The 23,112-nt window shown below is 74.5% G+C and carries 23 protein-coding genes; 8 read left to right on the forward strand and 15 right to left on the reverse strand.

Annotated features, from left to right (window positions below):
• The first annotated feature begins 5 nt into the window (after positions 1 to 5).
• Complete coding sequence (locus ACI79S_RS00295; RefSeq protein ID WP_456591442.1) at positions 6 to 1,070, forward strand: threonine aldolase family protein; 1,065 nt, start codon at positions 6 to 8, stop codon at positions 1,068 to 1,070.
• Between the two features lie 31 nt (positions 1,071 to 1,101).
• Positions 1,102 to 2,301 (forward strand): cysteine desulfurase-like protein, encoded by a 1,200-nt coding sequence (locus ACI79S_RS00300; protein WP_456591443.1) that lies wholly within the window; start codon positions 1,102 to 1,104, stop codon positions 2,299 to 2,301.
• Here ACI79S_RS00300 and ACI79S_RS00305 read toward each other — a convergent pair whose 3' ends face one another.
• Positions 2,302 to 2,835 carry a gamma carbonic anhydrase family protein gene (locus tag ACI79S_RS00305; RefSeq protein ID WP_456591444.1) on the reverse strand — a complete coding sequence of 178 codons (534 nt, stop codon included), beginning with the start codon at positions 2,833 to 2,835 and terminating at the stop codon, positions 2,302 to 2,304.
• A 63-nt stretch (positions 2,836 to 2,898) separates the two neighbouring features.
• Between ACI79S_RS00305 and ACI79S_RS00310 the strand changes: the two genes are divergently transcribed.
• Positions 2,899 to 3,936 (forward strand): 5-methyltetrahydropteroyltriglutamate--homocysteine methyltransferase, encoded by a 1,038-nt coding sequence (locus ACI79S_RS00310; protein ID WP_456591445.1) that lies wholly within the window; start codon positions 2,899 to 2,901, stop codon positions 3,934 to 3,936.
• On the opposite strand, the gene gdhA is transcribed toward ACI79S_RS00310, so the two are convergent.
• The 6 genes from gdhA to ACI79S_RS00340 all read right to left on the reverse strand — a co-directional run bounded on the left by gdhA (position 3,933) and on the right by ACI79S_RS00340 (position 10,585).
• Positions 3,933 to 5,282 carry an NADP-specific glutamate dehydrogenase gene (gene gdhA / locus ACI79S_RS00315; RefSeq protein ID WP_456591446.1) on the reverse strand — a complete coding sequence of 450 codons (1,350 nt, stop codon included), beginning with the start codon at positions 5,280 to 5,282 and terminating at the stop codon, positions 3,933 to 3,935. The genes ACI79S_RS00310 and gdhA overlap by 4 nt on opposite strands.
• A gap of 77 nt (positions 5,283 to 5,359) precedes the next feature.
• On the reverse strand, positions 5,360 to 6,388 hold the full coding sequence (locus ACI79S_RS00320) for a C40 family peptidase (protein WP_456591447.1): 1,029 nt from the start codon (positions 6,386 to 6,388) through the stop codon (positions 5,360 to 5,362).
• Between the two features lie 178 nt (positions 6,389 to 6,566).
• Positions 6,567 to 7,058, reverse strand: coding sequence for a hypothetical protein (locus ACI79S_RS00325; protein ID WP_456591448.1), 492 nt, complete (start codon positions 7,056 to 7,058; stop codon positions 6,567 to 6,569).
• A 78-nt stretch (positions 7,059 to 7,136) separates the two neighbouring features.
• Positions 7,137 to 7,439 carry a hypothetical protein gene (locus tag ACI79S_RS00330; RefSeq protein WP_456591449.1) on the reverse strand — a complete coding sequence of 101 codons (303 nt, stop codon included), beginning with the start codon at positions 7,437 to 7,439 and terminating at the stop codon, positions 7,137 to 7,139.
• A 231-nt stretch (positions 7,440 to 7,670) separates the two neighbouring features.
• A complete protein-coding gene (locus ACI79S_RS00335; RefSeq protein WP_456591450.1) occupies positions 7,671 to 9,074 on the reverse strand; it encodes a metallopeptidase TldD-related protein in 1,404 nt (467 codons plus the stop codon).
• A complete protein-coding gene (locus tag ACI79S_RS00340; protein ID WP_456591451.1) occupies positions 9,071 to 10,585 on the reverse strand; it encodes a TldD/PmbA family protein in 1,515 nt (504 codons plus the stop codon). Before ACI79S_RS00340 ends, ACI79S_RS00335 begins: the two co-directional genes overlap by 4 nt.
• A gap of 62 nt (positions 10,586 to 10,647) precedes the next feature.
• Between ACI79S_RS00340 and ACI79S_RS00345 the strand changes: the two genes are divergently transcribed.
• Entirely contained in the window at positions 10,648 to 11,451 is an 804-nt protein-coding gene (locus tag ACI79S_RS00345; protein ID WP_456591452.1) for an MBL fold metallo-hydrolase, read from the forward strand.
• Between the two features lie 19 nt (positions 11,452 to 11,470).
• Here ACI79S_RS00345 and ACI79S_RS00350 read toward each other — a convergent pair whose 3' ends face one another.
• Positions 11,471 to 11,956, reverse strand: a complete 486-nt coding sequence (locus tag ACI79S_RS00350; protein WP_456591453.1) for an SRPBCC family protein — start codon at positions 11,954 to 11,956, stop codon at positions 11,471 to 11,473.
• The gene (locus tag ACI79S_RS00355; protein WP_456591454.1) at positions 11,953 to 12,309 is read right to left on the reverse strand and encodes an ArsR/SmtB family transcription factor; all 357 of its coding nucleotides are present in this window, start codon (positions 12,307 to 12,309) and stop codon (positions 11,953 to 11,955) included. Before ACI79S_RS00355 ends, ACI79S_RS00350 begins: the two co-directional genes overlap by 4 nt.
• Positions 12,310 to 12,471: 162 nt before the next feature.
• Between ACI79S_RS00355 and ACI79S_RS00360 the strand changes: the two genes are divergently transcribed.
• Positions 12,472 to 12,945 carry a hypothetical protein gene (locus ACI79S_RS00360; protein WP_456591455.1) on the forward strand — a complete coding sequence of 158 codons (474 nt, stop codon included), beginning with the start codon at positions 12,472 to 12,474 and terminating at the stop codon, positions 12,943 to 12,945.
• A 2-nt stretch (positions 12,946 to 12,947) separates the two neighbouring features.
• Here the strand turns inward: ACI79S_RS00360 and ACI79S_RS00365 are convergent, their stop codons facing one another.
• Complete coding sequence (locus ACI79S_RS00365) at positions 12,948 to 14,246, reverse strand: amidohydrolase family protein (protein WP_456591456.1); 1,299 nt, start codon at positions 14,244 to 14,246, stop codon at positions 12,948 to 12,950.
• Between the two features lie 71 nt (positions 14,247 to 14,317).
• Here ACI79S_RS00365 and ACI79S_RS00370 point away from each other — a divergent pair, with 71 nt between their 5' ends.
• The 3 genes from ACI79S_RS00370 to ACI79S_RS00380 are packed head-to-tail and all read left to right on the forward strand — an operon-like array spanning position 14,318 to position 16,283.
• A complete protein-coding gene (locus ACI79S_RS00370) occupies positions 14,318 to 14,995 on the forward strand; it encodes a DedA family protein (protein ID WP_456591457.1) in 678 nt (225 codons plus the stop codon).
• Complete coding sequence (locus tag ACI79S_RS00375) at positions 14,992 to 15,663, forward strand: HAD-IA family hydrolase (RefSeq protein WP_456591458.1); 672 nt, start codon at positions 14,992 to 14,994, stop codon at positions 15,661 to 15,663. Before ACI79S_RS00370 ends, ACI79S_RS00375 begins: the two co-directional genes overlap by 4 nt.
• The gene (locus ACI79S_RS00380; protein WP_456591459.1) at positions 15,660 to 16,283 is read left to right on the forward strand and encodes an alpha/beta hydrolase family protein; all 624 of its coding nucleotides are present in this window, start codon (positions 15,660 to 15,662) and stop codon (positions 16,281 to 16,283) included. Before ACI79S_RS00375 ends, ACI79S_RS00380 begins: the two co-directional genes overlap by 4 nt.
• A 9-nt stretch (positions 16,284 to 16,292) precedes the next feature.
• On the opposite strand, the gene ACI79S_RS00385 is transcribed toward ACI79S_RS00380, so the two are convergent.
• From ACI79S_RS00385 to ACI79S_RS00405, 5 genes are all read right to left on the reverse strand, one after another.
• Positions 16,293 to 17,846 (reverse strand): DUF222 domain-containing protein, encoded by a 1,554-nt coding sequence (locus ACI79S_RS00385; protein WP_456591460.1) that lies wholly within the window; start codon positions 17,844 to 17,846, stop codon positions 16,293 to 16,295.
• A 155-nt stretch (positions 17,847 to 18,001) separates the two neighbouring features.
• Complete coding sequence (locus ACI79S_RS00390; protein ID WP_456591461.1) at positions 18,002 to 19,084, reverse strand: SRPBCC domain-containing protein; 1,083 nt, start codon at positions 19,082 to 19,084, stop codon at positions 18,002 to 18,004.
• Between the two features lie 54 nt (positions 19,085 to 19,138).
• The gene (locus ACI79S_RS00395) at positions 19,139 to 19,996 is read right to left on the reverse strand and encodes an FAD binding domain-containing protein (RefSeq protein ID WP_456591462.1); all 858 of its coding nucleotides are present in this window, start codon (positions 19,994 to 19,996) and stop codon (positions 19,139 to 19,141) included.
• Entirely contained in the window at positions 19,993 to 22,461 is a 2,469-nt protein-coding gene (locus tag ACI79S_RS00400) for a xanthine dehydrogenase family protein molybdopterin-binding subunit (RefSeq protein WP_456591463.1), read from the reverse strand. Before ACI79S_RS00400 ends, ACI79S_RS00395 begins: the two co-directional genes overlap by 4 nt.
• A complete protein-coding gene (locus ACI79S_RS00405) occupies positions 22,458 to 22,994 on the reverse strand; it encodes a (2Fe-2S)-binding protein (RefSeq protein ID WP_456591464.1) in 537 nt (178 codons plus the stop codon). Before ACI79S_RS00405 ends, ACI79S_RS00400 begins: the two co-directional genes overlap by 4 nt.
• Between the last annotated feature and the right edge of the window lie 118 nt (positions 22,995 to 23,112).

Genomic DNA, 23,112 nt, shown 5'->3' on the forward strand with positions numbered 1-23,112 from the left:
CCCGGGTGGACGACGACCTCCTCCCGCTGCGCGACTCCTGCACCCGCGCGCTGACCGGGCACGGCGACTGGCGGCCGGCCGACCTGCTGGCGACGGTCCCGCCCGGCACCGCCCCGGACCGGTACGGCGAGGGCGGGGTGGTGGCCGAGCTGGAGGCCGAGGTCGCCGGGCTGCTCGGTCTGCCCGCGGCGGCGTACCTGCCCAGCGGGGTCATGGCCCAGCAGGCGGCGCTGCGCGTGCACGCGGACCGGCGCGGCCGGCGCACCGTCGTCTGCCACCCCGAGAGCCACCTGATCCGGCACGAGGAGCAGGCGTTCGAGCGGCTGCACGGCATGGTGCTGCGACCGGCGGGGAACCGGTACGAGCCGCTGCTGCGCGCCGATCTGGACGCGGTCGCCGAGCTGCCCGCCGCACTGCTGGTGGAGCTGCCCCAGCGCGATCTGGGCGGGCGGCTGCCGCCGTGGGGCGACCTGGCCGCGCAGGTGGCCTGGGCCCGGGAGCGCGGCGCCGCGGCGCACCTGGACGGTGCCCGGCTGTGGGAGGCCTCGGCCGGCTACGACCGCACGCCGGGCGAGATCGCCGGCCTGTTCGACACCGCCTACGTCAGCTTCTACAAGGGCATCGGTGCGCTGGCCGGCTGCTGCCTCGCCGGCCCGGCCGACGTCGTCGCCGAGGTGCGCGAGTGGCGCCGGCGGCTGGGCGGCACGCTGTTCGGCATGTGGCCGGGCGCGGCGTCCGCGCTGAGCTGCCTGCGCCGGCGGCTGCCGCTGATGCCGGCCTACCTGGCGCGCGCCCGCGAGCTCGCCGACGCCGTCCGCGACCTGCCCGGCGTCACCGTCGTCCCCGACCCGCCGCAGACGCCGATGCTCCACCTCCTGCTGCGCACCACCCCCGCGGCCTTCACCGCGGCCGCGCGCCGGCTGGCCGCCGACGAGGGCCTGTGGACCTGGCCGCGGGCGATGCCCACCGGCGACCCGGCGGTGGTGCGGGTGGAGCTGCCGGTGGGCGACGCGACGCTGGCGCTGCCGGTCGAGGAGGCCCGGGCCGCGATCGCCGCCCTGGCCGGGTGAGCGCGGCGGGCGGCGGTTAGCGTCGGCGCCCATGGGCCTCGACGTCGCCGCGCTCCGCGCCTCCTTCCCGTCGCTGGCGAGCGGCACCGCGCACTTCGACGGCCCCGGCGGCACCCAGGTGCCCGAGGCGGTCGGCCGGGCGGTCGCCGCGACCCTGACCGCGCCGATCAGCAACCGCGGTGCGGTCACCGCCGCCGAACGGTTCGCCGACGAGACGGTGCTGGCCGCGCGGTCGGCGATGGGCGACCTGCTCGGCGCCGACCCCGCCGGCGTCGTGTTCGGGCGCAGCGCCACCGCGCTCACCTTCGACCTGGCCCGCACGCTCGCGGCCGGCTGGGGCCCCGGCGACGAGGTGGTGGTGACCCGGCTCGACCACGACGCGAACATCCGGCCGTGGGTGCGGGCCGCCGAGGGCGTGGGCGCGACGGTGCGGTGGGCCGCCTTCGACCCGGCGACCGGGGAGCTGACCGCCGACGACATCGCGGCGGTGCTGAACGAGCGCACCCGGGTGGTGGCGGTGACCGGGGCGTCGAACCTGATCGGCACCCGCCCGCCCCTGGCCGCGATCGCCGAGCGGGTGCACGCCGCCGGCGCGCTGCTCGTCGTCGACGGTGTGCACCTCACCGCGCACGCGCCGGTCGACGTCCGGGCGCTCGGCGCCGACGTCTTCCTCTGCTCGCCGTACAAGTTCCTCGGCCCGCACTGCGGCGTGCTGGCCGCCGATCCCGCGTTCCTGGCCACCCTGCGCCCGGCCAAGCTGCTGCCGTCGACGGACGCGGTGCCCGAGCGCTTCGAGCTGGGCACGCTGCCCTACGAGCTGCTGGCCGGGACGACGGCGGCGGTGGACTTCCTGGCCGGCCTCGGGGGCTCCGGGCGGCGCCGGGAGCGGCTGGCCGCGGCGATGCTCGCGATCGAGGGGCACGAGGACCGGCTGCGGGAGCGCCTGGAGGCGGGGTTGGCGGAGCTGCCGGGCGTGCGGCTGTGGTCGCGGGCGGCGCACCGCACCCCGACGCTGCTGCTGACGTTCGGCGACCGCGACGCCGCCGACGCCCACCGGTTCCTCGCCGGCCGGGGCGTCAACGCGCCGGCCGGGCACTTCTACGCGATCGAGGCGAGCCGCCGGCTCGGGCTCGGCTACGCCGGCGGGCTGCGGGCCGGGCTGGCCCCCTACAGCGACGCGGGCGACGTCGACCGGCTGCTCAGCGGTCTGCGCGAGTGGCTGGCGACCTGATCAGCCCTGGACCGGGCGCACCCTGCGCGCCGCGTCCAGCCGGTCGGTGTAGCTGATCGCGTTGCCCTGGATGTGCAACTGGTCCTCGTCGGTGGCCTCGCGCAGCACCTTCGCGGGGACGCCGGCGATGAGCGAACGGGGCGGGAAGACCTTGCCCTGGGTGACGACGGCGCCGGCGGCGACGATCGAGCCCGAGCCGATGTGCGCGCCGTTCATCACGATGCTGCCCATGCCGACCAGGACGTCGTCGTCGATGCGGGCACCGTGCAGCACCACCCGGTGGCCCACCGAGACGCGCTCCCCCACCACCAACGGGAAGCCGGGATCGGAGTGCAGCGTGCAGCCGTCCTGGATGTTGGAGTCGGCGCCGATCTCGATGACCTCGGCGTCGGCCCGGGCGACGGCGCCGTACCAGATGCTGGACCGCGGCCCCATCGTCACCGCGCCCACCACGACCGCCGTGGGCGCCACGAACGCCGCGTCGTCGATCCTCGGCTCGCCGAACTCCAGTGCTCCGATGAAGGCGTCGTCCATCCGCCCACCTCAGCACAGCCCCGTGCTGCGCGCACCGGCCGGACTCCCGGCAGACTTCCCGGCATGCCCGCCGCATCCCTGCCCCCGCTGCCCACCTCGGTCGTGGGGAGCCTGCCCCAGCCCGGCTGGCTCATCGACCGGGACCGGCTGGCCCACCAGTTCCCGCCCCGGGTGCGCGCGCGGGAGCTGTGGCGGGTGGCGCCGGACCTGCTCGCCGAGGCGCAGGACGACGCCACCCGGCTGGCCATCCGCAGCCAGGAGGAGGCCGGGCTCGACATCGTCACCGACGGCGAGATCCGGCGGGAGTCGTACTCCAACCACTTCGCGACCGCGCTGACCGGCGTCGACGTCGACGACCCCGGCACCGTGCTCAACCGGTCGGGGAAGCCGATCCCGGTGCCGCGGGTGCGGGGCCCGATCTCCCGGCCGGCCCCGGTCCAGACCGACGACGTCCGCTTCCTGCGGGCGCACACCGACCGGACGGTCAAGATCACCGTGCCCGGCCCGTTCACCATGGCGCAGCAGGCCCAGGACGACCACTACGGCAACGGCCGTTCGCTGGCCCTGGCCTACGCCGACGTCGTGCGCGCGGAGATCGCCGATCTCTTCGCCGCCGGGGCCGACATCGTGCAGATCGACGAGCCGTGGCTGCAGGCGCGCCCCGAGGTGGCGCGCGAGTACGGCGCGGAGGCGGTGACCCGGGCGGTGGAGGGTGCGCCCGGCCCGGTGCACCTGCACCTGTGCTTCGGCTACGCGGCGATGGTCTCCGAGCGCCCCGAGGGCTACTCGTTCCTCCCCGAGCTCGCCGACACCCCGGTCGACACCGTCGCCGTCGAGACCGCGCAGTCGCACCTCGACCCGGCCACGCTGCGGCCGCTGCGCGGCAAGGGCATCGCGCTCGGCGTCCTCGACCTGTCCACGCCGGAGGTGGAGACCCCCGAGGTCGTGGCCGACCGGGTGCGCCGGGCGCTGGGCGACGTGGACGTCGACCGGCTCGTGCTCACCAGCGACTGCGGGCTGAAGTACCTGCCCCGGGAGTCCGCGGCGGGCAAGATGCGGTCGCTGGCGCGCGCCGCGGAGCTGCTGCGCGCCGAGCTCTAGATCAGGCCGTGCGCGTGCACGGCCTCGGCCACCTGCAGGAACCCGGCCACGTTGGCGCCGAGCACGAGGTCGCCCGGTGAGCCGTACTCCTCGGCGGTCTCGTGGCAGCGCGCGTGGATGTCCCGCATGATCTCCTCGAGCCGCGCCTCGCTGTGCTCGAAGGTCCAGCGGTCGCGCGAGGCGTTCTGCTGCATCTCCAGCGCCGAGGTCGCGACGCCGCCGGCGTTGGCCGCCTTCCCGGGGGCGAAGCCGACACCCGCCTCCCGGAACACCTTCACCGCCGACGGGGTGGCGGGCATGTTGGCGCCCTCCACCACGTACCGGCAGCCGTTGCGCGCGAGGACGGCGGCGGCGTCGCCGTCCAGCTCGTTCTGGGTGGCGCTGGGGATCGCGACGTCGCAGGGCACGTCCCAGATGCTGCCGCCGGCGACGAAGCCCGCGGAGCCACGTCGGTCGGCGTAGTCGGAGATCCGGCCGCGCTCGACCTCCTTGACCTGCTTGAGCAGGTCGAGGTCGATGCCGGCGTCGTCCACGACGTAGCCGCCGGAGTCGGAGCAGGCGACGACGGTGCCGCCCAGCTGGTGCACCTTCTCGATGCCGTAGACGGCCACGTTGCCCGATCCGCTGACGACGACCCGCCGGCCGTCGAAGGACTCCCCCCGCGCCCGCATCATCGCGTCGGCGAAGAAGGCGGCGCCGTACCCGGTGGCCTCGGTGCGGACCAGCGCGCCGCCCCAGCCCAGCCCCTTGCCGGTGAGCACACCGGACTCGTAGCGGTTGGTGATCCGCTTGTACTGGCCGAACAGGTAGCCGATCTCCCGCGCGCCCACGCCGATGTCCCCGGCGGGGACGTCGGTGTACTCGCCGAGGTGCCGGTACAGCTCGGTCATGAACGACTGGCAGAACCGCATGACCTCGGCGTCCGACCGGCCCTTGGGGTCGAAGTCGGAGCCACCCTTGCCACCGCCGATGGGCATGCCGGTCAGGGCGTTCTTGAAGATCTGCTCGAACCCCAGGAACTTGACGATGCCCAGGTTCACGGAGGGGTGGAACCGCAGCCCGCCCTTGTACGGGCCGAGCGCGGAGTTGAACTCCACGCGGAACCCGCGGTTGATCCACACCTCGCCGCGGTCGTCCTGCCACGGGACGCGGAAGATGATCTGCCGCTCCGGCTCGCAGATCCGCTGCACGGTCTTCATCTCGGTGTACTCGCTGTGCCGGTCGAGCACCACGGCGAGCGACTCCAGGACCTCGCGGACGGCCTGGTGGAACTCCGTCTCGCCCGGATTGCGCCGGAGCACCTCGTCGTAGATGCCCAGCACCGTGGCCGGTACCTCACCGCTCATCCCCGGCCTCCTCGCCGTCCGTCGCCGTGCAGTGGCAACGTACGTCGCGGGGGTGCGGCACGCCGGACGGGGGCCGGTCAGCCGACGAGGCGGCGTGCCCCCCGGTACCCGTTCTGGTCGACGCTGGTGACGGCGACCGGCCGGCCGAAGGTGCGGGCGTGCACCATCATGCCGTTGCCGATGTACATCCCCACGTGGCTGACCGGCGAGTAGAAGTAGACGAGGTCGCCGGGCTGGAGCTCCGACCGCGGCACCTCGCGGCCGAGCTGGGACTGCGCCCGGCTGCTGTGCGGGAGGGAGATGCCCGCGGCGGCGTAGGCGTAGGACGTCAGGCCGGAGCAGTCGAAGCCGTCGGGGCCCGAGGCACCCCAGACGTAGGGGTCGCCCACCTGGCCGAGGGCGGCCTGCACGGCCGCCGCGGCGGCACCGCTGGGGGCGTCGGGGAGGCTGCTGGCCGACGGCGTGGCGAGGGCCGGCCCGGCCAGCGCGGTGGCGACCCGGGCCTGCTCGGTGGCCGAGAGCCGGGCGTAGTCGGCGCGGTGGTCGGCGATCTGCTTCTCGAGCTCAGCCTGCTGGGCGGTCACCTGCTCGAGCCCGGCCTTCGCCGTCGCCGCGGCCTGGTCGGCGGCGGCCTGGGCCTGCTCCGCGGCGGTCTGGGCGGCGGCCACCTGGGCGATGACGCCGTTGGTGTGGTCGGCGATCAGGTCCAGCGTCGTCATCTGCTGGACGAGCTCGTCGGCCGAGCCGCTGGTGAGGAACGCGGCCACGCGGGACCGCGTCTTGCCGGTGTAGCCGCTGTGCGCGATGGCCCGCATCTGCGGCTCGAACGCGGCGACGGCGGCCTGGGCCGTGGCGGCGTGGGCGGCGGCCTCCTCGGCGATCCGCTGCTGCTCGGCGACGGTCAGCCGGGCCTCGTGCACCTGCTCGTCGATCACGGTGAGCTGCTCGGCGGTCTTGCGCACCAGCTCGGCGGCCTCGGCCGCGGAGCCCGGTGCGGCCGAGGCCGTCGTCGGGGCGAGGACGCCCGTCGCTGCCGCCACCAGCACGGCGCCGACCGCGAGGACGGCACGCGAGCGGCGACGGGTGGTCGTGTGCTGCGCGTGCACCCTGGCCTCCGATCACCTGCGCCGGGCCCGGGGAAGGGGGCCGCAACCATGCGCGTCAGCACGGACCGTAGGGAGCAGTTGTCGACGAGTAGTGAGGGGCGCGCGGGTGGACGGCCACCGGCTCACCCCGTCCGTCACACGAGTCCCAGGAGGGGCCCACCGCCACGAGGCGGCGTCGTCAGCGGCGGCGGGGGCCGACGGCGGTGCCGTCCGGCAGCCGATCGGGCGCGAGCGCGACGAGCCGGTCGGCGACCGCGCCGGTGACGAAGGAGTAGACCGCCTTGTGGGCGACGTCCACGACCTGGTCGCGACGGGACCAGGTCCAGGGCGGCGAACCGACGCCGGTGGCGTTCTCCAGCGTCTGGTCGGTGGCCAGCCGGACCGAGGTGTGCCAGGCCGACGCGCGCGGACCGCGCAGCCCGCTGGCGGCCCAGATGCCGCGCAGCGCGCCGACGGCCGCCCCGGTACCCCAGTGCATGAGGTGGTTGCGGACCGGCGGCCGGGCCGAGCCGGGCAGGCGCCGGCCGGTGCTCACCGCCGTGAGCGTGCGCGCCGGCACGTAGCTGTTCGGGCGACGGGTCACGGCCTGCTCGGCCTTCTCGCCCAGGGTCATCACGGCGACGCCGGCCAGGCCGGCGAGTGCGCCCCGCAGGGCAGCGCGTCCCAACATGGGAACGGGCCTACCCCGGGAGAGCCGGGGAACACCGGCCCCGGGCGCCGCGAGGGCTTCCCGGGGCCGGGAGATCGCTCAGCCGGCGAGGGGCTCCTGCACCTGCAGGCCGGCGAGGGCCTGGAAGTCACGCAGGATGCCCGAGAGCTCCTCGGAGGTCCACGGCTCGCAGCAGTCGCAGCCGCCCTCGCGGAAGCTGACCAGCCCGATGGAGCCACCGGCCTGGTCCTCGGCGATGGCGAGGTGCCCCGCGGACGGGTGACGGTGGCAGGCGCAGGCGGCGGCGCAGAGGCCCAGCCCCCAGCCGGAGATGACGACGGTGTACCCGTCGTCGCGGACCTTGCCCACCTGGAAGACGGACGGCTTGCGACTCCTGGTCACGGAGTCCTCCCCTCGACAGCCCCGTGGGAGCGGGGCTCGCGTGCGGTACTCGGTCATCGAGCTACGAGAGGTTTCGGCAGAACCCGGGTCTGGGTAAAGCGATCCGCTCGCTCAGGTATCGCAACTGAGCGTAGTTCGGTGAACACGAGAGGTCGCCGTCAGTTTCCGCCAGCGTGCGCGAGATCGACTTGGCGGAAGTGTGACGGAACGGCCCCGACCCGCCGGGGAGGCTCAGCTGGCGGGGCTGACGCTGCTCATGTTGAAGTCCGGCACCCGCAGGGTCGGCATCGCGGTCCGCGTGAACCAGTCGTTCCACTCCCGCGGCAGGGTCCGCTCGGTGCGGCCGGCCTGCACCGCCCGGGCGAGCAGGTCGACCGGGGACTCGTTGAACCGGAAGTTGTTCACGGCGCCGGTCACCTCGCCGTTCTCGACCAGGAAGACGCCGTCGCGGGTGAGGCCGGTGAGCAGCAGGGTCTGCGGGTCGACCTCGCGGATGTACCAGAGGGTGGTGAGCAGCAGCCCCCGGTCCGTCGCGGCCACCATCTCCTCCGGCGACGCCGTGGCGGTCGGGTCCTCGAGGATCAGGTTGTCCACGGCGACGGTGGCGGGGGCGGTGGTCCGCAACGCCCAGGCCCGCGGGCGGATCAGGTTGGTGAGCACCCCGCCGGAGATCCAGTCCACCGCCGGCGCCACCATGCCGTTGTCGAACACCGAGGCCGAGCCCGACGACGCGCCCACCACCTGGAAGGGCGCCGCCTCCAGACCGGGGGCGTGCGGGTCGCTGCGCAGCGTCAGCGGCAGGGCGGCCAGCCGCTCGCCGGTGCGGTTGCCCCCGCCGGTCCGGGCGAAGACGTTGCGGCCCTCGTCGGCGTCGCGCGCCTCCATCGTCCAGTAGAGGTAGATCATCAGGTCGGCCACCGCCGACGGCGGCAGCAGCGTCTCGTACCGGCCGGCCGGCAGGTCCACCCGTCGCCGGGACCACGCGAGCTTCTGCTGCACGTCGGCGGCGAGGGCGGCCACCGAGACGTCGGCGAAGTCCCGGGTACCGGTGCCGGCCCAGACGGAACGAGCGAAGTCCGGTGACTTGCCGTTGAGCTCCACCCGCCCCGTCGGCTGGTCGTGGCGCAGCCGCAGCCCCGTGGAGCTGCCCAGGTAGGTGGTGCGCATGCTGTGCTCGGCGAAGCCGAAGAGCAACTCGCCGCGGTCGCGCGCCTCGCCGAAGGCCTGGCCGAGCGCCGGGGCGAACTCGGCGAACACCTCGATCGAGGTCTCCGCGGGGTCGGCGTCCCAGTCACCGGCGCCCGGGGCGGCTCCGCGGTCCGGATCGGGGGCGACCAGCGGCATCGCGTCCTCGGCCGGCCCGGCGTCGCGGGCGGCCCGCTCGCTGGCGGTGACCAGGTCGGCGACGTCCGCGGCGCCCGAGCGGCTCACGGTGCCGGCCGCCATCCCGGCGCCGCCGTCGACGAAGGAGATGACGACGACCTGGCGCGACCGCATCGCCCCGTTGGTGGTCAGGCTGTTGCCGGCCCAGCGCAGGTTCGCCTCGACCCCCTCGACGACGACGGTGACCTGCCCGTCGGCGGTCGAGGCGGCCAGCGCCTGCTCGACGACGTCCTGGGGACGCTGGTAGCTCATCGCCCGGCCTCCTCGACCGTGTTCAGGATCGCCACGCCCTCGAACAGGGCCGTCGGGCAGCCGTGGCTGACCGCCGCCGTCTGGCCGGGCTGGGCCTTGCCGCAGTTGAACGCGCCGCCCAGCACGTAGGTCTGCGGGCCGCCGACCGCCGTCATCGAGCCCCAGAAGTCCGTCGTCGTCGCCTGGTAGGCGACGTCGCGCACCTGGCCGGCGAGCCGGCCGTTCTCGATCCGGTAGAAGCGCTGGCCGGTGAACTGGAAGTTGTAGCGCTGCATGTCGATCGACCAGCTCTTGTCGCCGACGACGTAGATGCCGTGCTCGACGCCGGCGATGATCTCCTCGGTGGAGGGACCGTCGGGGCTGGGGCGCAGCGACACGTTCGCCATCCGCTGCACGGGGACGTGCCCTGGCGAGTCGGCGAAGGCGCAGCCGTTGGAGCGCGCCATGCCCTGCAGCCGGGCCATGTTCCGGTCCACCTGGTAGCCCACGAGCACGCCGTCGCGGACGATGTCCCACTGCTGGCCGGCCACGCCCTCGTCGTCCCAGCCGACGGTGGACAGCCCGTGCAGGGCGGTGCGGTCCCCGGTGACGTTCATGAGCGGCGAGCCGTACCGCAGGGTGCCGAGCCGATCGGGGGTGGCGAACGACGTGCCCGCGTAGGCCGCCTCGTACCCGAGCGCCCGGTCCAGCTCGGTGGCGTGGCCGATGGACTCGTGGATGGTCAGCCAGAGGTTCGAGGGGTCGACGACCAGGTCGTACCGGCCGGCCGCGACCGTGGGCGCCTTGGTCTTCTCGCGCAGCAGTTCGGGGATCTCCGCCAGCTCCCCGCGCCAGTCCCAGCCGGTGCCGGTGAGGTACTCCCACCCGCGGCCGGCCGGCGGGGCGAGGGTGCGCAGGCTCTCGAAGGAGCCGGTGGACCGGTCGACGGTGAGCGCGGTCAGGTCGGGGTTGATGCGCACCCGCTGCTGCCGGGTGCGGGTGCCGGCGGTGTCGGCGTAGTACTTCTGCTCCTTGACCAGCATGCAGGTGGCCTGCACGTGCTCGACCCCGTCGCCGGCCAGCAGCTGCTCCGACAGGTCGGTGAGCAGCGCCGTCTTCTCGGCGTCCGGCACGGTGAACGGGTCGACGTCGTAGGCGGAGACGTACTCGGCGTCCGGGTACACCGGCTCCGGCGCCAGCTCCACGCGGTCGGAGTTGAGCGCGGCGGCCACCCGCGCCACCGCGATGGCCTCCTCGGCGAGGCGGACGGCCTCGGCGGCGGTGAGGACGACGCCGGCGGCGAACCCCCAGGTGCCCTCGTAGACCACGCGGACGGCCAGGCCCCGGTCCTCCCCGTCGGTGAACGCCTCGGGGCGGGCGTCGCGCAGGCTGATCGTCTGCGTGCGGATGCGCTCGACCCGCAGGTCGGCGTGCGAGCACCCCAGGTCGATCGCGCGGGTCAGCGCGGCGTCGGTGAGCGCGGACAGCGGGAGCGCGAGGAACGACTCGTCGATCGTGCGGCGAACGGGCACAGCCCCTGTCTACCAGCGCTCGGGCACGGGTGAGCCGGAACACCCGGGGTAAGCGCCTGCGCATGGATCGGGCTGCGGACGACGTGACCATGACCTTCGGCGGCACGGCGACGATGCTGCTGCGGATCGGGGGGTTCACGCTCCTCACCGACCCGAACTTCCTGCACCGCGGACAGCGGGCGCACCTGGGCTACGGGCTGCGCAGCAAGCGGCTCACCGACCCGGCCCTGCTGCCGGCCCAGCTGCCGGAGCTGGACGGAATCCTGCTCTCGCACATGCACGGCGACCACTGGGACCGGGTCGCCACGAAGGCGCTGCCCAAGGAGACGCCGGTGGTCACCACGCCGGAGGCGTCGAAGTGCCTCTCCGACCGGGGCTTCACCGGCACCGCCGACCTGCGGCCCTGGCAGACGCACACCTTCGCCCGCGACGACGAGGAGCTGCGCGTGACGTCCGTGCCGGGCGTGCACGGCCCCGGCCCCCTGGCCCGGGTGCTGCCGCAGGTGATGGGCAGCGTGCTGGAGCTGGTGCGCGAGGGGGAGGTGAGCTGGCGGGGTTACATCAGCGGCGACACCCTGTACCGGCCCTTCCTCGGCGAGGTGCTCGAGCGCTGCGGCCCGCTGGACGTCGTCATCCCGCACCTGGGCGGCACCAAGGTGCTGGGGCTGACCGTCACGATGGACGGCCGCCAGGGCGCGGACCTGGTGGAGCTGCTGAAGCCCCCGGTCACCGTGCCGGTGCACTACGACGACTACTCGCTGTTCAAGAGCCCGCTCGGGGACTTCGTCGCCGAGGTGGCCCGCCGGGAGCTGCCCGGCACGGTCCGCCCCGCCCACCGCGGCGAGACGGTCAGCCTGCGCGCCTGACCGTCCCGCCGCGTGCGGATCAGCCGCGGGCGAGCAGCTCGTCGAGCTTCTCGTAGCCCTCGTTCACGCCGACCTCCATGCCGCTCGCGAGCATCGCGTCGCGGCCGGCGAAGGAGTCGCACAGCGAGGTCGTGGTCAGCCGGGTGCGGCCGTCGCCGAGGTCCTCGAGGCGCAGCTTCTCCAGGACGACCTCGTCGGGCATGCCCTCGTACGTGAACGTCTGCACGATCAGCTCGTCGGGGCGCACCTCGTGGAAGCTGCCGTGGAAGGCGTACTCCTCGCCGTCCTGGCTGTGGACGTAGCGGTAGGAACCACCCGTCCGGCAGTCGTAGCGGTCGATCGTCATCTCGAGGCCCCGCGGGCCGAGCCACTGGACGACCAGGTCGGGCTCGGTGTGGGCGCGGAAGACCTTCTCCCGCGGCGCGTCGAACTCCCGCGTGATGCGGATGAGCGGGACGTCCGGATCGGCGGCGATCTGGGTCTCGCGGTGGGTGCTCGTGGTCATGAGGGGCTTCCTTCCTGGGACGGGGCTGGGGCGTCCGGCATGGTTCGCAGGACGTCGTCCAGCCGGCGGTAGCGCTCCTCGGCCTGGCGCCGGTAGCGCTCGATCCACTTCGTCATGAGGTCGAAGACCTCGGCCTCGAGGTGCACCGGGCGGCGCTGGGCCTCCCGGCTCCGGCTGACCAGGCCGGCGTCCTCCAGCACCTTGAGGTGCTTGGAGACGGCCTGGACGGTCACGTCGTAGGGCGCGGCGAGCTCGTTGACCGTGGCGTCGCCGACCGCGAGCCGCGCCACGATGTCCCTCCGGGTGGGGTCGGCGAGCGCCGAGAACACCCGGGAGAGCGGATCCGCCACCACTGCACGTCCTCTCTTCAACCTTCCGGTTGAAGAAGACGGTAGATCCCACGTCGCCCGTTGGTCAACCACCTGGTTGAACACGGGCTCTGCGCCTGCGGGATGACGAGCGGATCAGCCCCGCGGCCGACGCGCGCGGACGGCGGGGTGACCGACGCTCCCCGCATGAACACGACGAAGGTGCTGCTGGGAACGGTCGCCGGGGTGCTCGCGGTCGGCGCGGTCGCCGTCGCCGGGGTCGCGGTGGCGATGCCCGCGGGCGTGGACGGGCCCGGCGCGATGCTCGCCGAGCTGCAGGGGCACACCGAGACCGCCGACCACGCCGAAGCCGGTGACGCCCCGCGCGGCGACGTCCCGGTCTGGACCCGGGCGGTGGGCCGCGACGTCACCGTCGTCCGGCCCGGCGAGGCCTCCGGCGACGACGCGGGCAGCGTGCGGGTGGAGATGACGCTGGACGAGGGGGCGCAGCCGCCGGCGGGCTGCACGGCGCTGCCCCAGGTCGGCATGCCCTTCGACGGGGGCGGGAACTGGCCCGACCTCGGGGACAGCGCGCAGCTGTGCGAGGGCTGGGTGACCGTCGTGCTCGGCGACCGGCTCTACACCTGGACCGACGACCCCCTGCGGGCCGAGGCCGGCTGAGCTCAGCCCGCGGCGAGCCGGGCGGCCCGCTCGGCGACGTCGGCCCGCAGCGCCGCGACGTCGACCGTGGTCGAGGCGCCCTCCCGCACGACGGGGCGGCCGCCCACCCAGACGTCGCGCACGTGCCGCCCGGCGCCGGACCACACGAGGTGGGCCAGCACGTCGGCCGGGTCGCCGACCGGCTCGAAGACCAGGTCCCGGGTGTCGACGTGCACCAGGTCGGCCCGCCGACCGGGGACCAGCTGACCCAGGTCCGGGCGGCCGAGGGCGTCGGCGGCTCCCCCGGTGGCCAGCCAGAACGCCTCCGCGGCGGTCAGCGCGGTGGCCGACCGCTCGCGCAGGCGCGCCATCCCGGCGGCCAACCGCAGGTCGGCGAAGAGGTCCAGGGAGTCGTTGGACGCGGGGCCGTCGGTGCCCAGGCCCACCCGGATGCCGCGGTCGAGCATCGGGCGCACCGGCGCGACGCCGCTGGCGAGCTTGGCGTTGCTGGCCGGGCAGTGGGCGACGGCGACGTCGTACTCCCGCCACAGCTCGAGGTCGCCGTCGTCCATGTGCACGCAGTGCGCGGCGAGCACGCGGCCGCCGAGGACGTCGTGGGAGGCGAGCAGCGCCGGCACCGACAGCCCGTGCGCCGCCAGGAGGTCGGCGCCCTCGGTCGCGGTCTCGGCGACGTGCAGGTGCAGCAGCAGCCCGTGCTCGCGGGCGGCCCGGGCGGCGTCGGCGAGCACGGGGAGCGGCACCGTGTAGGCCGCGTGCGGGCCGATGCCGTACTCGATCGTCCCGTCGGCGGGCGCGCCGGCGGCGAGGGCGACGGCGGCGTCGAGCTGCTCGGCCATCGGCGGCATGCCCGGCAGGGGCAGCAGCGGTGTGGCGATCACCGCCCGGGCGCCGGTCGCGAGGACGGCGGCGGCGATCCGCTCGGGGTGGAAGTACATCTCCACGCTGGTGGTGACGCCGTTGCCGAGCAGCTCCGCCGATGCCGCGGTCATCGCGACCTCGACGTCCTCCGGCGTGAGCCGGCCCTCGCGCGGCCACATGACCTCGCGCAGCCAGCGGTCCAGCGGCAACCCCTCGCCCTGGCCGCGGAACAGCACCATCGGCGCGTGCGAGTGGGCGTTGACCAGGCCGGGGGTGAGGACCCCGGGCAGCGCGACCACGTCGGCGTCCCCGGGCGGTGGGGCCTCGGCGGCCGGGCCGATCCAGACGATGGTGCCGTCCTCGACGTCGAGGACGCCGTCGGGGACGACCGTCCCGGCGCGGTCGCCGACGACGAGGGCCCGGGCGGTGAAACGCTGCCGCATGGTGGTCGAACCTAGCTCCGCACCGGCCCGGGGGCGCGGCGGCGGCCAGAGGGCGCCGATACCGTGGGCCCATGTCGTTCCTCGCCGCTGCAACCTCCGACGAGGGTGGCATCACCGGTTTCCTGCTGGACCTGGTCGAGACCCTCGGGCCGGTCGGGGTCGGGCTGTCGATCCTGCTCGAGACGGTCATCCCGCCCATCCCGAGCGAGGCCGTTCTCGGCCTGGCCGGCGTGCTCATCAACGACGGCCGGATGTCGATCGTCCCGGTGATCCTGTTCGCCACCCTGGGCTCGCTGCTGGGGGCGATCTTCTTCTACTACATCGGGCGCGCGCTGGGGCCGCGCCGGTCGCACGCCTTCCTCGACCGGCTGCCGCTGGTGGAGACCGAGGACGTCGACCGGACCTTCGCCTGGTTCGAGCGGCACGGCCGCGCCGCCGTCTTCCTCGGCCGCATGGTGCCGATCGTGCGCAGCTTCATCTCGGTGCCGGCCGGGGTGGTGCGGATGCCGCTGGGGCAGTTCCTGCTGTTCACCGCGGCGGGGAGCCTGATCTGGAACACCGTCCTGGTCTCCCTGGGTGTGGCTGCGGGCGACTTCATCTACGAGAACCTGCAGTACCTGGACTACGTCGTCGTGGCCGCCGTCGTGCTGGGCGTCTCCTGGTTCGTCTACAAGAAGGCCACCGGGAGGCTGCGTCGGCCCCCGCAGGCCGGGAAGCACCTCGACGAGGACTGGGACCCGACGTCGTGACGGCCCGCCGTCCCGAGGTCGTGGCGTTCGACGTCAACGAGACGCTGCTCGACCTCGCGCCCGTCCGCGCCACCCTCGTGGAGTCCGGTGAGCCCGAGGCGCTGCTGGGCACGGTGTTCGCCCGCACGCTGCTCACCGGCTTCGCGGCGGCCGCCGTCGGCTCGTGGTGCCGGTTCCGGGACGCCTTCGACGCCGCGCTGGCCCAGGAGAGCGAGCTCTCGGCCGACCAGCGCGCGGCCGTGGCCGACGCCTTCGGGGAGCTCGCGCCGCACCCCGACGTCGAGCCCGCGCTGCGCCGGCTGACCGAGGCCGGGATCCGGGTCGTCACGTTGTCGCACGGCTCGCCCGGCGTGGCCGAGGCGGGGCTGGAGCGGGGCGGGATCACGCCGCTGGTGGAGCGCAGCATGACCAGCGAGACCATCCGCGCCTGGAAGCCGTCGCGAGAGGTGTACCTGTGGGCGGCCGGGGTCTGCGACGTGGCGCCGGAGCGCATGGCGCTGGTGGCCGCGCACGGCTGGGACGTGCTGGGCGCGCAGCGGGCGGGGCTCACCGGCGTGTGGTTCCCGCGCAGCGAGCGGGTGTTCCCCGCGGTGTACGACGAACCCGACGTCGCCGCGCCCGACCTCGCCGGCGCGATCGACGCCCTGCTGGCCCTCCCGCAGCGGTGACCTCCTTCGACATCGCGACGCCGCACGGCCCGGCCCGCGCTCACCTCACCGACGGCGGCACCCGGGGGACGCTGCTGCTGGGGCACGGAGCCGGCGGCGGGGCGGGCTCGGCCGACCTGCAGGCGGTTGCCCGCGATGCCGCCGAAGGCGGGTGGCGCGTGCTGCGCATCGAGCAACCGTGGCGGGTGGCGGGGAAGAAGATCGCCCCCGCGCCGGCCCGCCTCGACGAGGGCTGGCGGGCGGTGCTGGCCCACCTCTCGGGGTCCGGGCACCTGACCGGTGCGCTCGTCGTCGGGGGGCGCAGCGCCGGGGCGCGGGTGGCCTGCCGCACCGCGGCGCAGGTCGGCGCCGACGGTGTGCTCGCGCTGGCGTTCCCGCTCCACCCGCCGGGCCGGCCGGAGAAGAGCCGCGCGGACGAGCTCGCGGGCGTGGCGGTCCCGGTCGTCGTGGTGCAGGGCGAGCGGGATGCCTTCGGTTCCCCGGCCGAGGTCGCCGCGGTGCTGACCGGCCGGGGCAGCGCGTCGGTGTACGCCGTCCCCGGTGACCACTCGCTGAAGAAGAACCCGGACCTCGTCGGCGCGGCCGCCGCCTCCTGGCTCGCCGAGGTGCTCCCGGCCTGACGGTCGGGGTCAGAACGGGGGCGGGTCGTCGTCCGGGTCCGCTGGTGGTGGCGGCTCGGGTGGTGCGGTGAGGACGCGGTAGCCGGGTGGTCGGCTGGTGCGGGTGACGCCGCTGGGGGTGATGACGGTGAGCACGCCGTCGTCGTTCATCGTGTGCTGCCAGCCGGGGGCGAAGGTCTTGAGCCGGTGGTGGTGGCGGCACAGGCAGCACAGGTTCTGGCAGGCGGTGGCCCCGCCGGCGGCGTGGGCGAGCACGTGGTCGAGGTCGGCCCAGGCGGCGGGTGCGGTGCAGCCGGGGTGGCGGCAGGTGCGGTCGCGGGCCTCGAGGAAGCGCTGCTGGCCGGCCGAGGGCCGGTAGCGGTCCACCGGCCCGGGGACGTCCAGCAGCGGGCACCCGCAGGACCGGTCGGGGTGGTGGGGGCAGCCGCGGGTGGCCAGCCGCGCCAGCTCCGCCCGGCCGGTGACGGCCCGCAGCTTGCCGGTGGCGTCGGTGAGCGCGATCTGCAGGCTGCCGCCGGGCGGGGCCTGGATGCTGCAGGCGTCGAGCTGGGTGAGCAGTTCGCGCAGGTGGGCGGCGGTGATCGGCTCCCCGTCCACCTCCCCGACCGGGGACGCGGTGCCCAGGCGGGTGAAGGCGGCCGGTAACGCGGCGCCGGCGGCCAGGAACCGGCCGGGGGTCAATGCGTCCAGTGGTGCGACCACGGTCAGCTGCGCGGTCACCGCCGGGCGGTCCTGCCAGGGGCGCAGCAGCAGATCGGCCAGCGCTCCGGCGCGCAGCATCCCGATCGGGCGCGCATCCCCGGCGTCCTTCGCCGCGCGAGCGTGCCGATCCAGGGCGTCCCGGCAGGCGCGGGCCTCGGGATGCGGCAGCAGGGCGCGCAGCTCGCTCATCCCGTCCCCGACCGGGCGCACCGTCACATCCGCCCCGCGCCGGCGGGCCTCCCGCCGCCGATCGGCCGCGGCGGCATCCCGGGCCAGCAGCTCGGTGCGCACCGCCGCCCGCAGCTTCCCCACCCCCAGCTCGACCGCTCCCGGCAGCACCGCCGCCTCGGCGGCGGCGATCACGCCCGGGTCGGTGTCGGCGCCGGTCGCGGCGACCTCCGCGGCGATCGCCCGGACCCGCGGCCAGTCCAGCCGCCCCAGCCGCAGCGCGGCGAAGGTCGCCGGCAGCACGGTGGTGAGCACGTGGGCGTGCTCCAGCTGCGTCACCGCCGCCGTGCGGCTGCAGTTCTGCACCGCCGCCAGCTCATCGGGCACGAACTCACTGGCCCCCACCGGGCCGACCTGCCCGGCGCGTTCACCGCCGGGCAGCGGATCGGCCGGCGCGGGGCGGGCCGCGGCCAGGTCCATCACCAGCTCCGCGCGCAGCGCGGCCAGCCGCGCCTCCGCGACCACGATCTGCCCCAGCAGCTCCGCGGCCTCTGCCGCCGACCGCCGCGCGGGCAGCCAGGCACTGAGCGGCTCGTCCCACCGCGCCGGATCAGGATCCTCCAGCTCCCACGGCGAGGGCGCGTCGGACACCGGCGCCACGGTCACCCCGACCGCGAACCCGACCACCGACATACCCGCAGGCTAGGCAGGGGGTACGACAATTCCCGCAGGTCAGAGCACAGCACAGCAACCGGATCAGCACCGCGCGACCCGATCAGTGCCGAGGCACCGATCCCCCCGGATCCCGCAGCCGGACTCCGAAGAAGTGACGGACCGGTCCGCCGACCTCAGCGACGGCGGCGGCGCCGGACGACCAGGGCGACGACCAGCACCAGCGCGGTGACCCCGGCCGCGGGGGCGGCGTAGCGGGAGAACGCGGCCCCTCCGGCCACCTCCAGCAGGTCGATGGGCTCGGATTCGGTCGACGCCGGACGCGGTCGCTCCGCCGGGGCGCTGGCGGGCACGCTCCGCAGCGGCGCACCCGTGGCCGGGCGGCCGGGCGGGGCGGTGTTGCCGGTGGGCGGTCCGCTGGGCGCCTTGCCCGAGGGCACGGTGTCGGCGGCCTTCTCGGCGGTCACCTTGGCCGCGGTCTCCTTGGCGGGGGTCTCCGTGGTCGCCGTCTCCTTGCCCGCCGCCGCCTTCTTCGCCGGCGCGGCCTTGGCGGGCGTGGACTTCGCGGCGGCCTTCTTGGCCGGGGCGGCCTTCTTCGCCGGCGACTCCTCGGCCGCGGCGGTGACCTCGTCGGTCGCCGACGCAGCCGCCTTCTTGGCTGCGGCCGCCACCTTCTTGGCCGCCGTGCCCTCGCCGGCGGCCTGCTCCGCCGAGGCGGCCACCTCCTCGACCACGCCGGTGGCCGTCGCCGCCGCCTTCGCCGCCGGGCCGGCCTCCGCCGACGCGGCCGCGCGGTCCGCCTCACCCTGCGCGTCGCCCTCACCGAGCTGTGCGGCGAGCTTGTCGGCGAACTGGCCGAGCAGCTTGTTGCCGACGTCGGTCATCACGCCGCGGCCGAACTGGGCCGGCCGGCCGGTGATGTTCAGGTCGGTGAGGACGTCGACCCGCGTGACCGAGCCCTCCGCCCGGAGGTTGGCGGTGACCACCGCCGCGGCCGTCCCGTTCCCCCGCTGATCCTTGCCCCGGGCGTCGATGACCGCCCGGTGCGCGGCCTCGTCCTTCTCGATGAACGACGCCTTCCCCTGGTAGGTCAGGTTGATCGGCCCGAGCTTGACCTTCACCCGCCCGGTGAAGTCGTCACCGTCGACGGAGTCCAGCGCCGCGCCGGGCATGCACGGGGCGATCCGCTCGATGTCGAGCAGCACCCGCCAGGCCTCGTCGACGGGCACCGGGACGGTGAACGAGTTCTCCAGCTGCACGGCAGCACCTCCGGGAGGGAGCGAACGGGTACGGACGCAGGCGGGAGCCCGACGCTACAGCCCCGCGGCGGCCGTCACCGCCCGGCGCGTGAGGACGGTCGCCAGGTGCTGCCGGTAGTCCGCCTGCGCGTTGAGGTCGCTGCTCGGCTCGGTCCCCTCGGCCGCGCGGGCGGACGCCGCGGCGATCGCCTCGGGCGTCGCCTCGGCGCCGGACAGGGCGGCCTCCACCGCGCCGGCCCGCAGCGGCGTCGGGCCCATGTTGGTCAGCCCGATCCGCGCCTCGGCGATGTGCCCGTCCTCCCGCCGCACCGCGGCGGCCACCGCGACGATCGACCAGGCCTGCGCCACGCGGTTGAACTTCTCGTACCGCATGCCCCACTGGCCGGCGAGCTTTGGGAGCCGCACCTCCACCAGGAGCTCGCCCTCCTCGACCGCGGTGGTGAGGTAGTCGACGAAGAAGTCGGCGGCACCGACCGTCCGGCGCCCCCCGGCGCCGGCGATCACGAACTCGGCGTCGAGCGCCAGCGCCACGGCCGGCAGGTCACCGGCCGGGTCGGCGTGCACCAGGGCCCCACCGAAGGTGCCCCGGTGACGTACCTGCCGGTCGGCCACCGTGCCGGTGGCCTCGGCGACCAGCGGGACGTGCTGCGCGATCAGCGGGTCGGCGAGGACGTCGGAGTGCGTGGTCATCGCGCCGATGACGATCGCGTCCCCGTCGTCCCGCACACCCCGCAGCTCGGCGACCCGGCCCAGGTCGACGACGGTCTCCGGCGCGGCGAGGCGCAACCGCATGACCGGGATGAGCGACTGCCCGCCGGCGAGGACCTTCACGTCCTCCCCGCCGGCGGCGATCGCCTCCAGCGCCTCGTCGACGGTGGTCGGGCGGGCGTACTCGAACGGTGCGGGGATCACTGGGCACCTCCGGTGGTGGACGGGGCGTCGGAGGAGTCGACGGCCTGCGCGTTGCTGCGGACCGCCGCCCGGTCGCCGCCGTCGCCGCCGTCATGGATGGCCCGCCAGACGCGCTCGGGTGTGAGCGGCATGCGGATGTCGGTGACGCCCAGGTGCCGGACGGCGTCCAGCGCGGCGTTGACCACCGCCGGGGTCGAGGCGATGCAGCCGGCCTCACCCACGCCCTTGGCGCCGATCGGGTTGCCCGGTGCGGTGTGCACCGTGTTGCCGGTGTCGAAGTGCGGCAGGTCGGAGGCGGCCGGCACGAGGTAGTCGACGAAGGTGCCGGTGGTGAGGTTGCCGTCGGCGTCGTAGACGGCCTCCTCGTACAGCGCCTGGGCGATCCCCTGGGCCAGTCCGCCGTGCACCTGCCCCTCGACGATCAGCGGGTTCACGATCGTGCCGACGTCGTCGACGCAGGCGTACTTGCGGATCTTCACGAAGCCGGTCTCGGTGTCCACCTCCATCGCGCACAGGTGCGTGCCGTGCGGGAAGGAGAAGTTCTCCGGGTCGAAGGTCGCCTCGGCGTCGATCGAAGGCTCGATGCCCTCCGGGTAGTCGTGCGCGGCGAAGATCGCCAACGCGATCTCCTGGATGCCGAGCCCGGTGCCCGGCGTACCCCGCACGGAGAACTTCCCGGCCTCGAAGTCGAGGTCGTCCTCGCTGGCCTCCAGGAGGTGCGCGGCGATCTTCCGGGCCTTGGCGATCACCTTGTCCGCGGCCTTGACCACCGCCGAGCCGCCGACCACCAGCGACCGGGAGCCGTAGGTGTCCAGCCCGCGGGAGGAGATGGCGGTGTCGCCGTGCAGCACCTCGACGTCCTCGAACGGCACACCGAGGGAGTCGGCGACGAGCTGGCTCCACGCCGTCTCGTGGCCCTGACCGTGCGGCGTCGAGCCGGTGACCACCTCGACCTTGCCGGTGGGCAGCATGCGGATCGCGGCGTGCTCCCAGCCACCGGCGCCGAACGAGAGCGAGCCGAGCACCCGGGAGGGGGCCAGCCCGCACATCTCGGTGAAGGTGGAGATGCCGATGCCGAGCTGGACCGGGTCGTTCGACTCCCGCCGCCGCCGCTGCTCGGCGCGCAGCTCGTCGTAGCCGAGGAGCTCCAGCGCCTGCTGCGTGGCGGTCTCGTAGTCGCCGCTGTCGTACGCCAGCCCGGCCACGGTCGTGAACGGGAACTCGTCGGCGTTGATCCAGTTCTTCCGCCGCAGCTCCAGCGGGTCCATGTCCAGTTCGACGGCGAGCTCGTCCATGATCCGCTCGATCGCGAACGTGGCCTCCGGCCGGCCGGCGCCGCGGTAGGCGTCGGTGGGCACCTTGTTGGTGAACACCCCGTCGCACTCGAAGTGGTAGGCCGGGATCTTGTAGATGCCCGGGTACATGAAGGCGCCGAGCGCCGGCACACCCGGGGTGATCAGCCGCAGGTAGGCGCCCATGTCGGCCAGCAGCCGCACGCGCAGGCCCTTGATGCTGCCGTCGCGGTCGGCGGCGATGTCGACGTACTGGATCTGGTCGCGCCCGTGGTGGGCGGTCATCAGCGACTCGCTGCGGGTCTCGGTCCACTTGACCGGCTTGCCGAGGCGGCGGGCGATCAGCAGGCAGAGGATCTCCTCCGGGTTCACCTGCAGCTTGCCGCCGAACCCGCCGCCGACATCCGGGGCGACGACGCGCAGCTTGTGCTCGGGGATGCCGGTGACCATCGCCGCCATCACCCGCAGGATGTGCGGGATCTGGGTCGCCGACCACATCGTGTAGTTGTCGCCCTGCGGCTGGACGACGACCGAGCGCGGCTCCATGAACGCCGGGATCAGCCGCTGCTGGATCAGCCGGCGGCTGACGACGACGTCGGCGTCGGCGAACGCCTGGTCGGTGTCCGAACCGGTGCCCATCTCGCCGGCGTCGAAGACGAAGTGGTAGCTGGTGTTGGACTCCAGGTGGTCGTGGACGAGGTCGGCGCCGTCGGCGACCGCCTCCTCCATGTCCAGCACCACCGGCAGCGGCTCGTAGTCGACGTCGGCCAGCTCGACCGCGTCCTGGGCCGCGGTCTTGCTGCGGGCGACGATCACCGCGACCGCCTCGCCCACGTGGTTGACCTGGTCGACGGCGATCGACGGGTGCCCGGGGTTGACCATGTCCGGGGTGACCGGCCAGGCGCAGGGCAGCGAGCCCTGCTCCTCGGCGAGGTCGCGGCCGGTGAAGACGGCGATGACGCCGGGGGCCTCGCGGACGGCGCTGACGTCGACGTTGGTGATCCGCGCGTGGGCCACGGGGCTGCGGACGACCGCGAGGTGCAGCATCCCGGGCAGCACCATGTTGTCGGTCCAGGTGGTCTCGCCGGTGATCAGCCGGGCGTCCTCCTTGCGGCGGCGCGCCTTGCCGATCTCGGGGGCCGGGGCGCCGGCGCGCTCCTCGACGGCGGTCATGCCTGCCCCACCACGTGCGGCGCCGCGGCGGTGTCGACCTGCGCGGAGGAGACGCGGCCGTCGCCGTTCCCCCGCAGCTCACCGGCGGCCTGCTGCACGGCGCGGACGATGTTCTGGTAGCCGGTGCAGCGGCAGAGGTTGCCCTCGATGCCCTCCCGCACCTCGTCCTCGCTCGGATCGGGGTTGTCCTGCAGCAGGTCGATCGAGGCCATGATCATGCCGGGGGTGCAGAAGCCGCACTGGAGCCCGTGCATCTCGTGGAAGGCCTTCTGCACCGGGTGCAGCTCACCGTCGCTGGCGACGCCCTCGATGGTGGTGACCTCGGCACCGTCGGCCTGGACCGCCAGCACGGTGCAGCTCTTCACGGCCTCACCATCGAGGTGGACGGTGCAGGCGCCGCAGTTGCTGGTGTCGCAACCGACCACGGTCCCGACCTTGCCGAGCTGCTCGCGCAGGTAGTGCACGAGCAGTGTCCGCGGTTCGACGTCGTCCTGGTAGGACGCCCCGTCCACCCGCACGCTGATCCGGGTCATCAGTCCTCCGCCTCGTTGCAGGGGTCCCTCGTTGCAGACCACGCCCACGGTCGACCGTGGACCTGCCGCGGAGTCTGACCCGAAAGGAGTGACTTAGGCCACGCTTATCTGCGTGAAC

This window comes from Blastococcus sp. SYSU DS1024 (assembly GCF_054050795.1).

Excerpts from the sequence above, each read along its gene's own strand:
- ACI79S_RS00300 (WP_456591443.1), top strand. The coding sequence starts at position 1,102 with ATGGGCCTCGACGTCGCCGCGCTCCGCGCCTCCTTCCCGTCGCTGGCG.
- ACI79S_RS00305 (WP_456591444.1), bottom strand. The coding sequence starts at position 2,835 with ATGGACGACGCCTTCATCGGAGCACTGGAGTTCGGCGAGCCGAGGATC.
- ACI79S_RS00310 (WP_456591445.1), top strand. The coding sequence starts at position 2,899 with ATGCCCGCCGCATCCCTGCCCCCGCTGCCCACCTCGGTCGTGGGGAGC.
- gdhA (WP_456591446.1), bottom strand. The coding sequence starts at position 5,282 with ATGAGCGGTGAGGTACCGGCCACGGTGCTGGGCATCTACGACGAGGTG.
- ACI79S_RS00325 (WP_456591448.1), bottom strand. The coding sequence starts at position 7,058 with ATGTTGGGACGCGCTGCCCTGCGGGGCGCACTCGCCGGCCTGGCCGGC.
- ACI79S_RS00335 (WP_456591450.1), bottom strand. The coding sequence starts at position 9,074 with ATGAGCTACCAGCGTCCCCAGGACGTCGTCGAGCAGGCGCTGGCCGCC.
- ACI79S_RS00345 (WP_456591452.1), top strand. The coding sequence starts at position 10,648 with ATGGATCGGGCTGCGGACGACGTGACCATGACCTTCGGCGGCACGGCG.
- ACI79S_RS00350 (WP_456591453.1), bottom strand. The coding sequence starts at position 11,956 with ATGACCACGAGCACCCACCGCGAGACCCAGATCGCCGCCGATCCGGAC.
- ACI79S_RS00360 (WP_456591455.1), top strand. The coding sequence starts at position 12,472 with ATGAACACGACGAAGGTGCTGCTGGGAACGGTCGCCGGGGTGCTCGCG.
- ACI79S_RS00365 (WP_456591456.1), bottom strand. The coding sequence starts at position 14,246 with ATGCGGCAGCGTTTCACCGCCCGGGCCCTCGTCGTCGGCGACCGCGCC.
- ACI79S_RS00370 (WP_456591457.1), top strand. The coding sequence starts at position 14,318 with ATGTCGTTCCTCGCCGCTGCAACCTCCGACGAGGGTGGCATCACCGGT.
- ACI79S_RS00385 (WP_456591460.1), bottom strand. The coding sequence starts at position 17,846 with ATGTCGGTGGTCGGGTTCGCGGTCGGGGTGACCGTGGCGCCGGTGTCC.
- ACI79S_RS00400 (WP_456591463.1), bottom strand. The coding sequence starts at position 22,461 with ATGACCGCCGTCGAGGAGCGCGCCGGCGCCCCGGCCCCCGAGATCGGC.
- ACI79S_RS00405 (WP_456591464.1), bottom strand. The coding sequence starts at position 22,994 with ATGACCCGGATCAGCGTGCGGGTGGACGGGGCGTCCTACCAGGACGAC.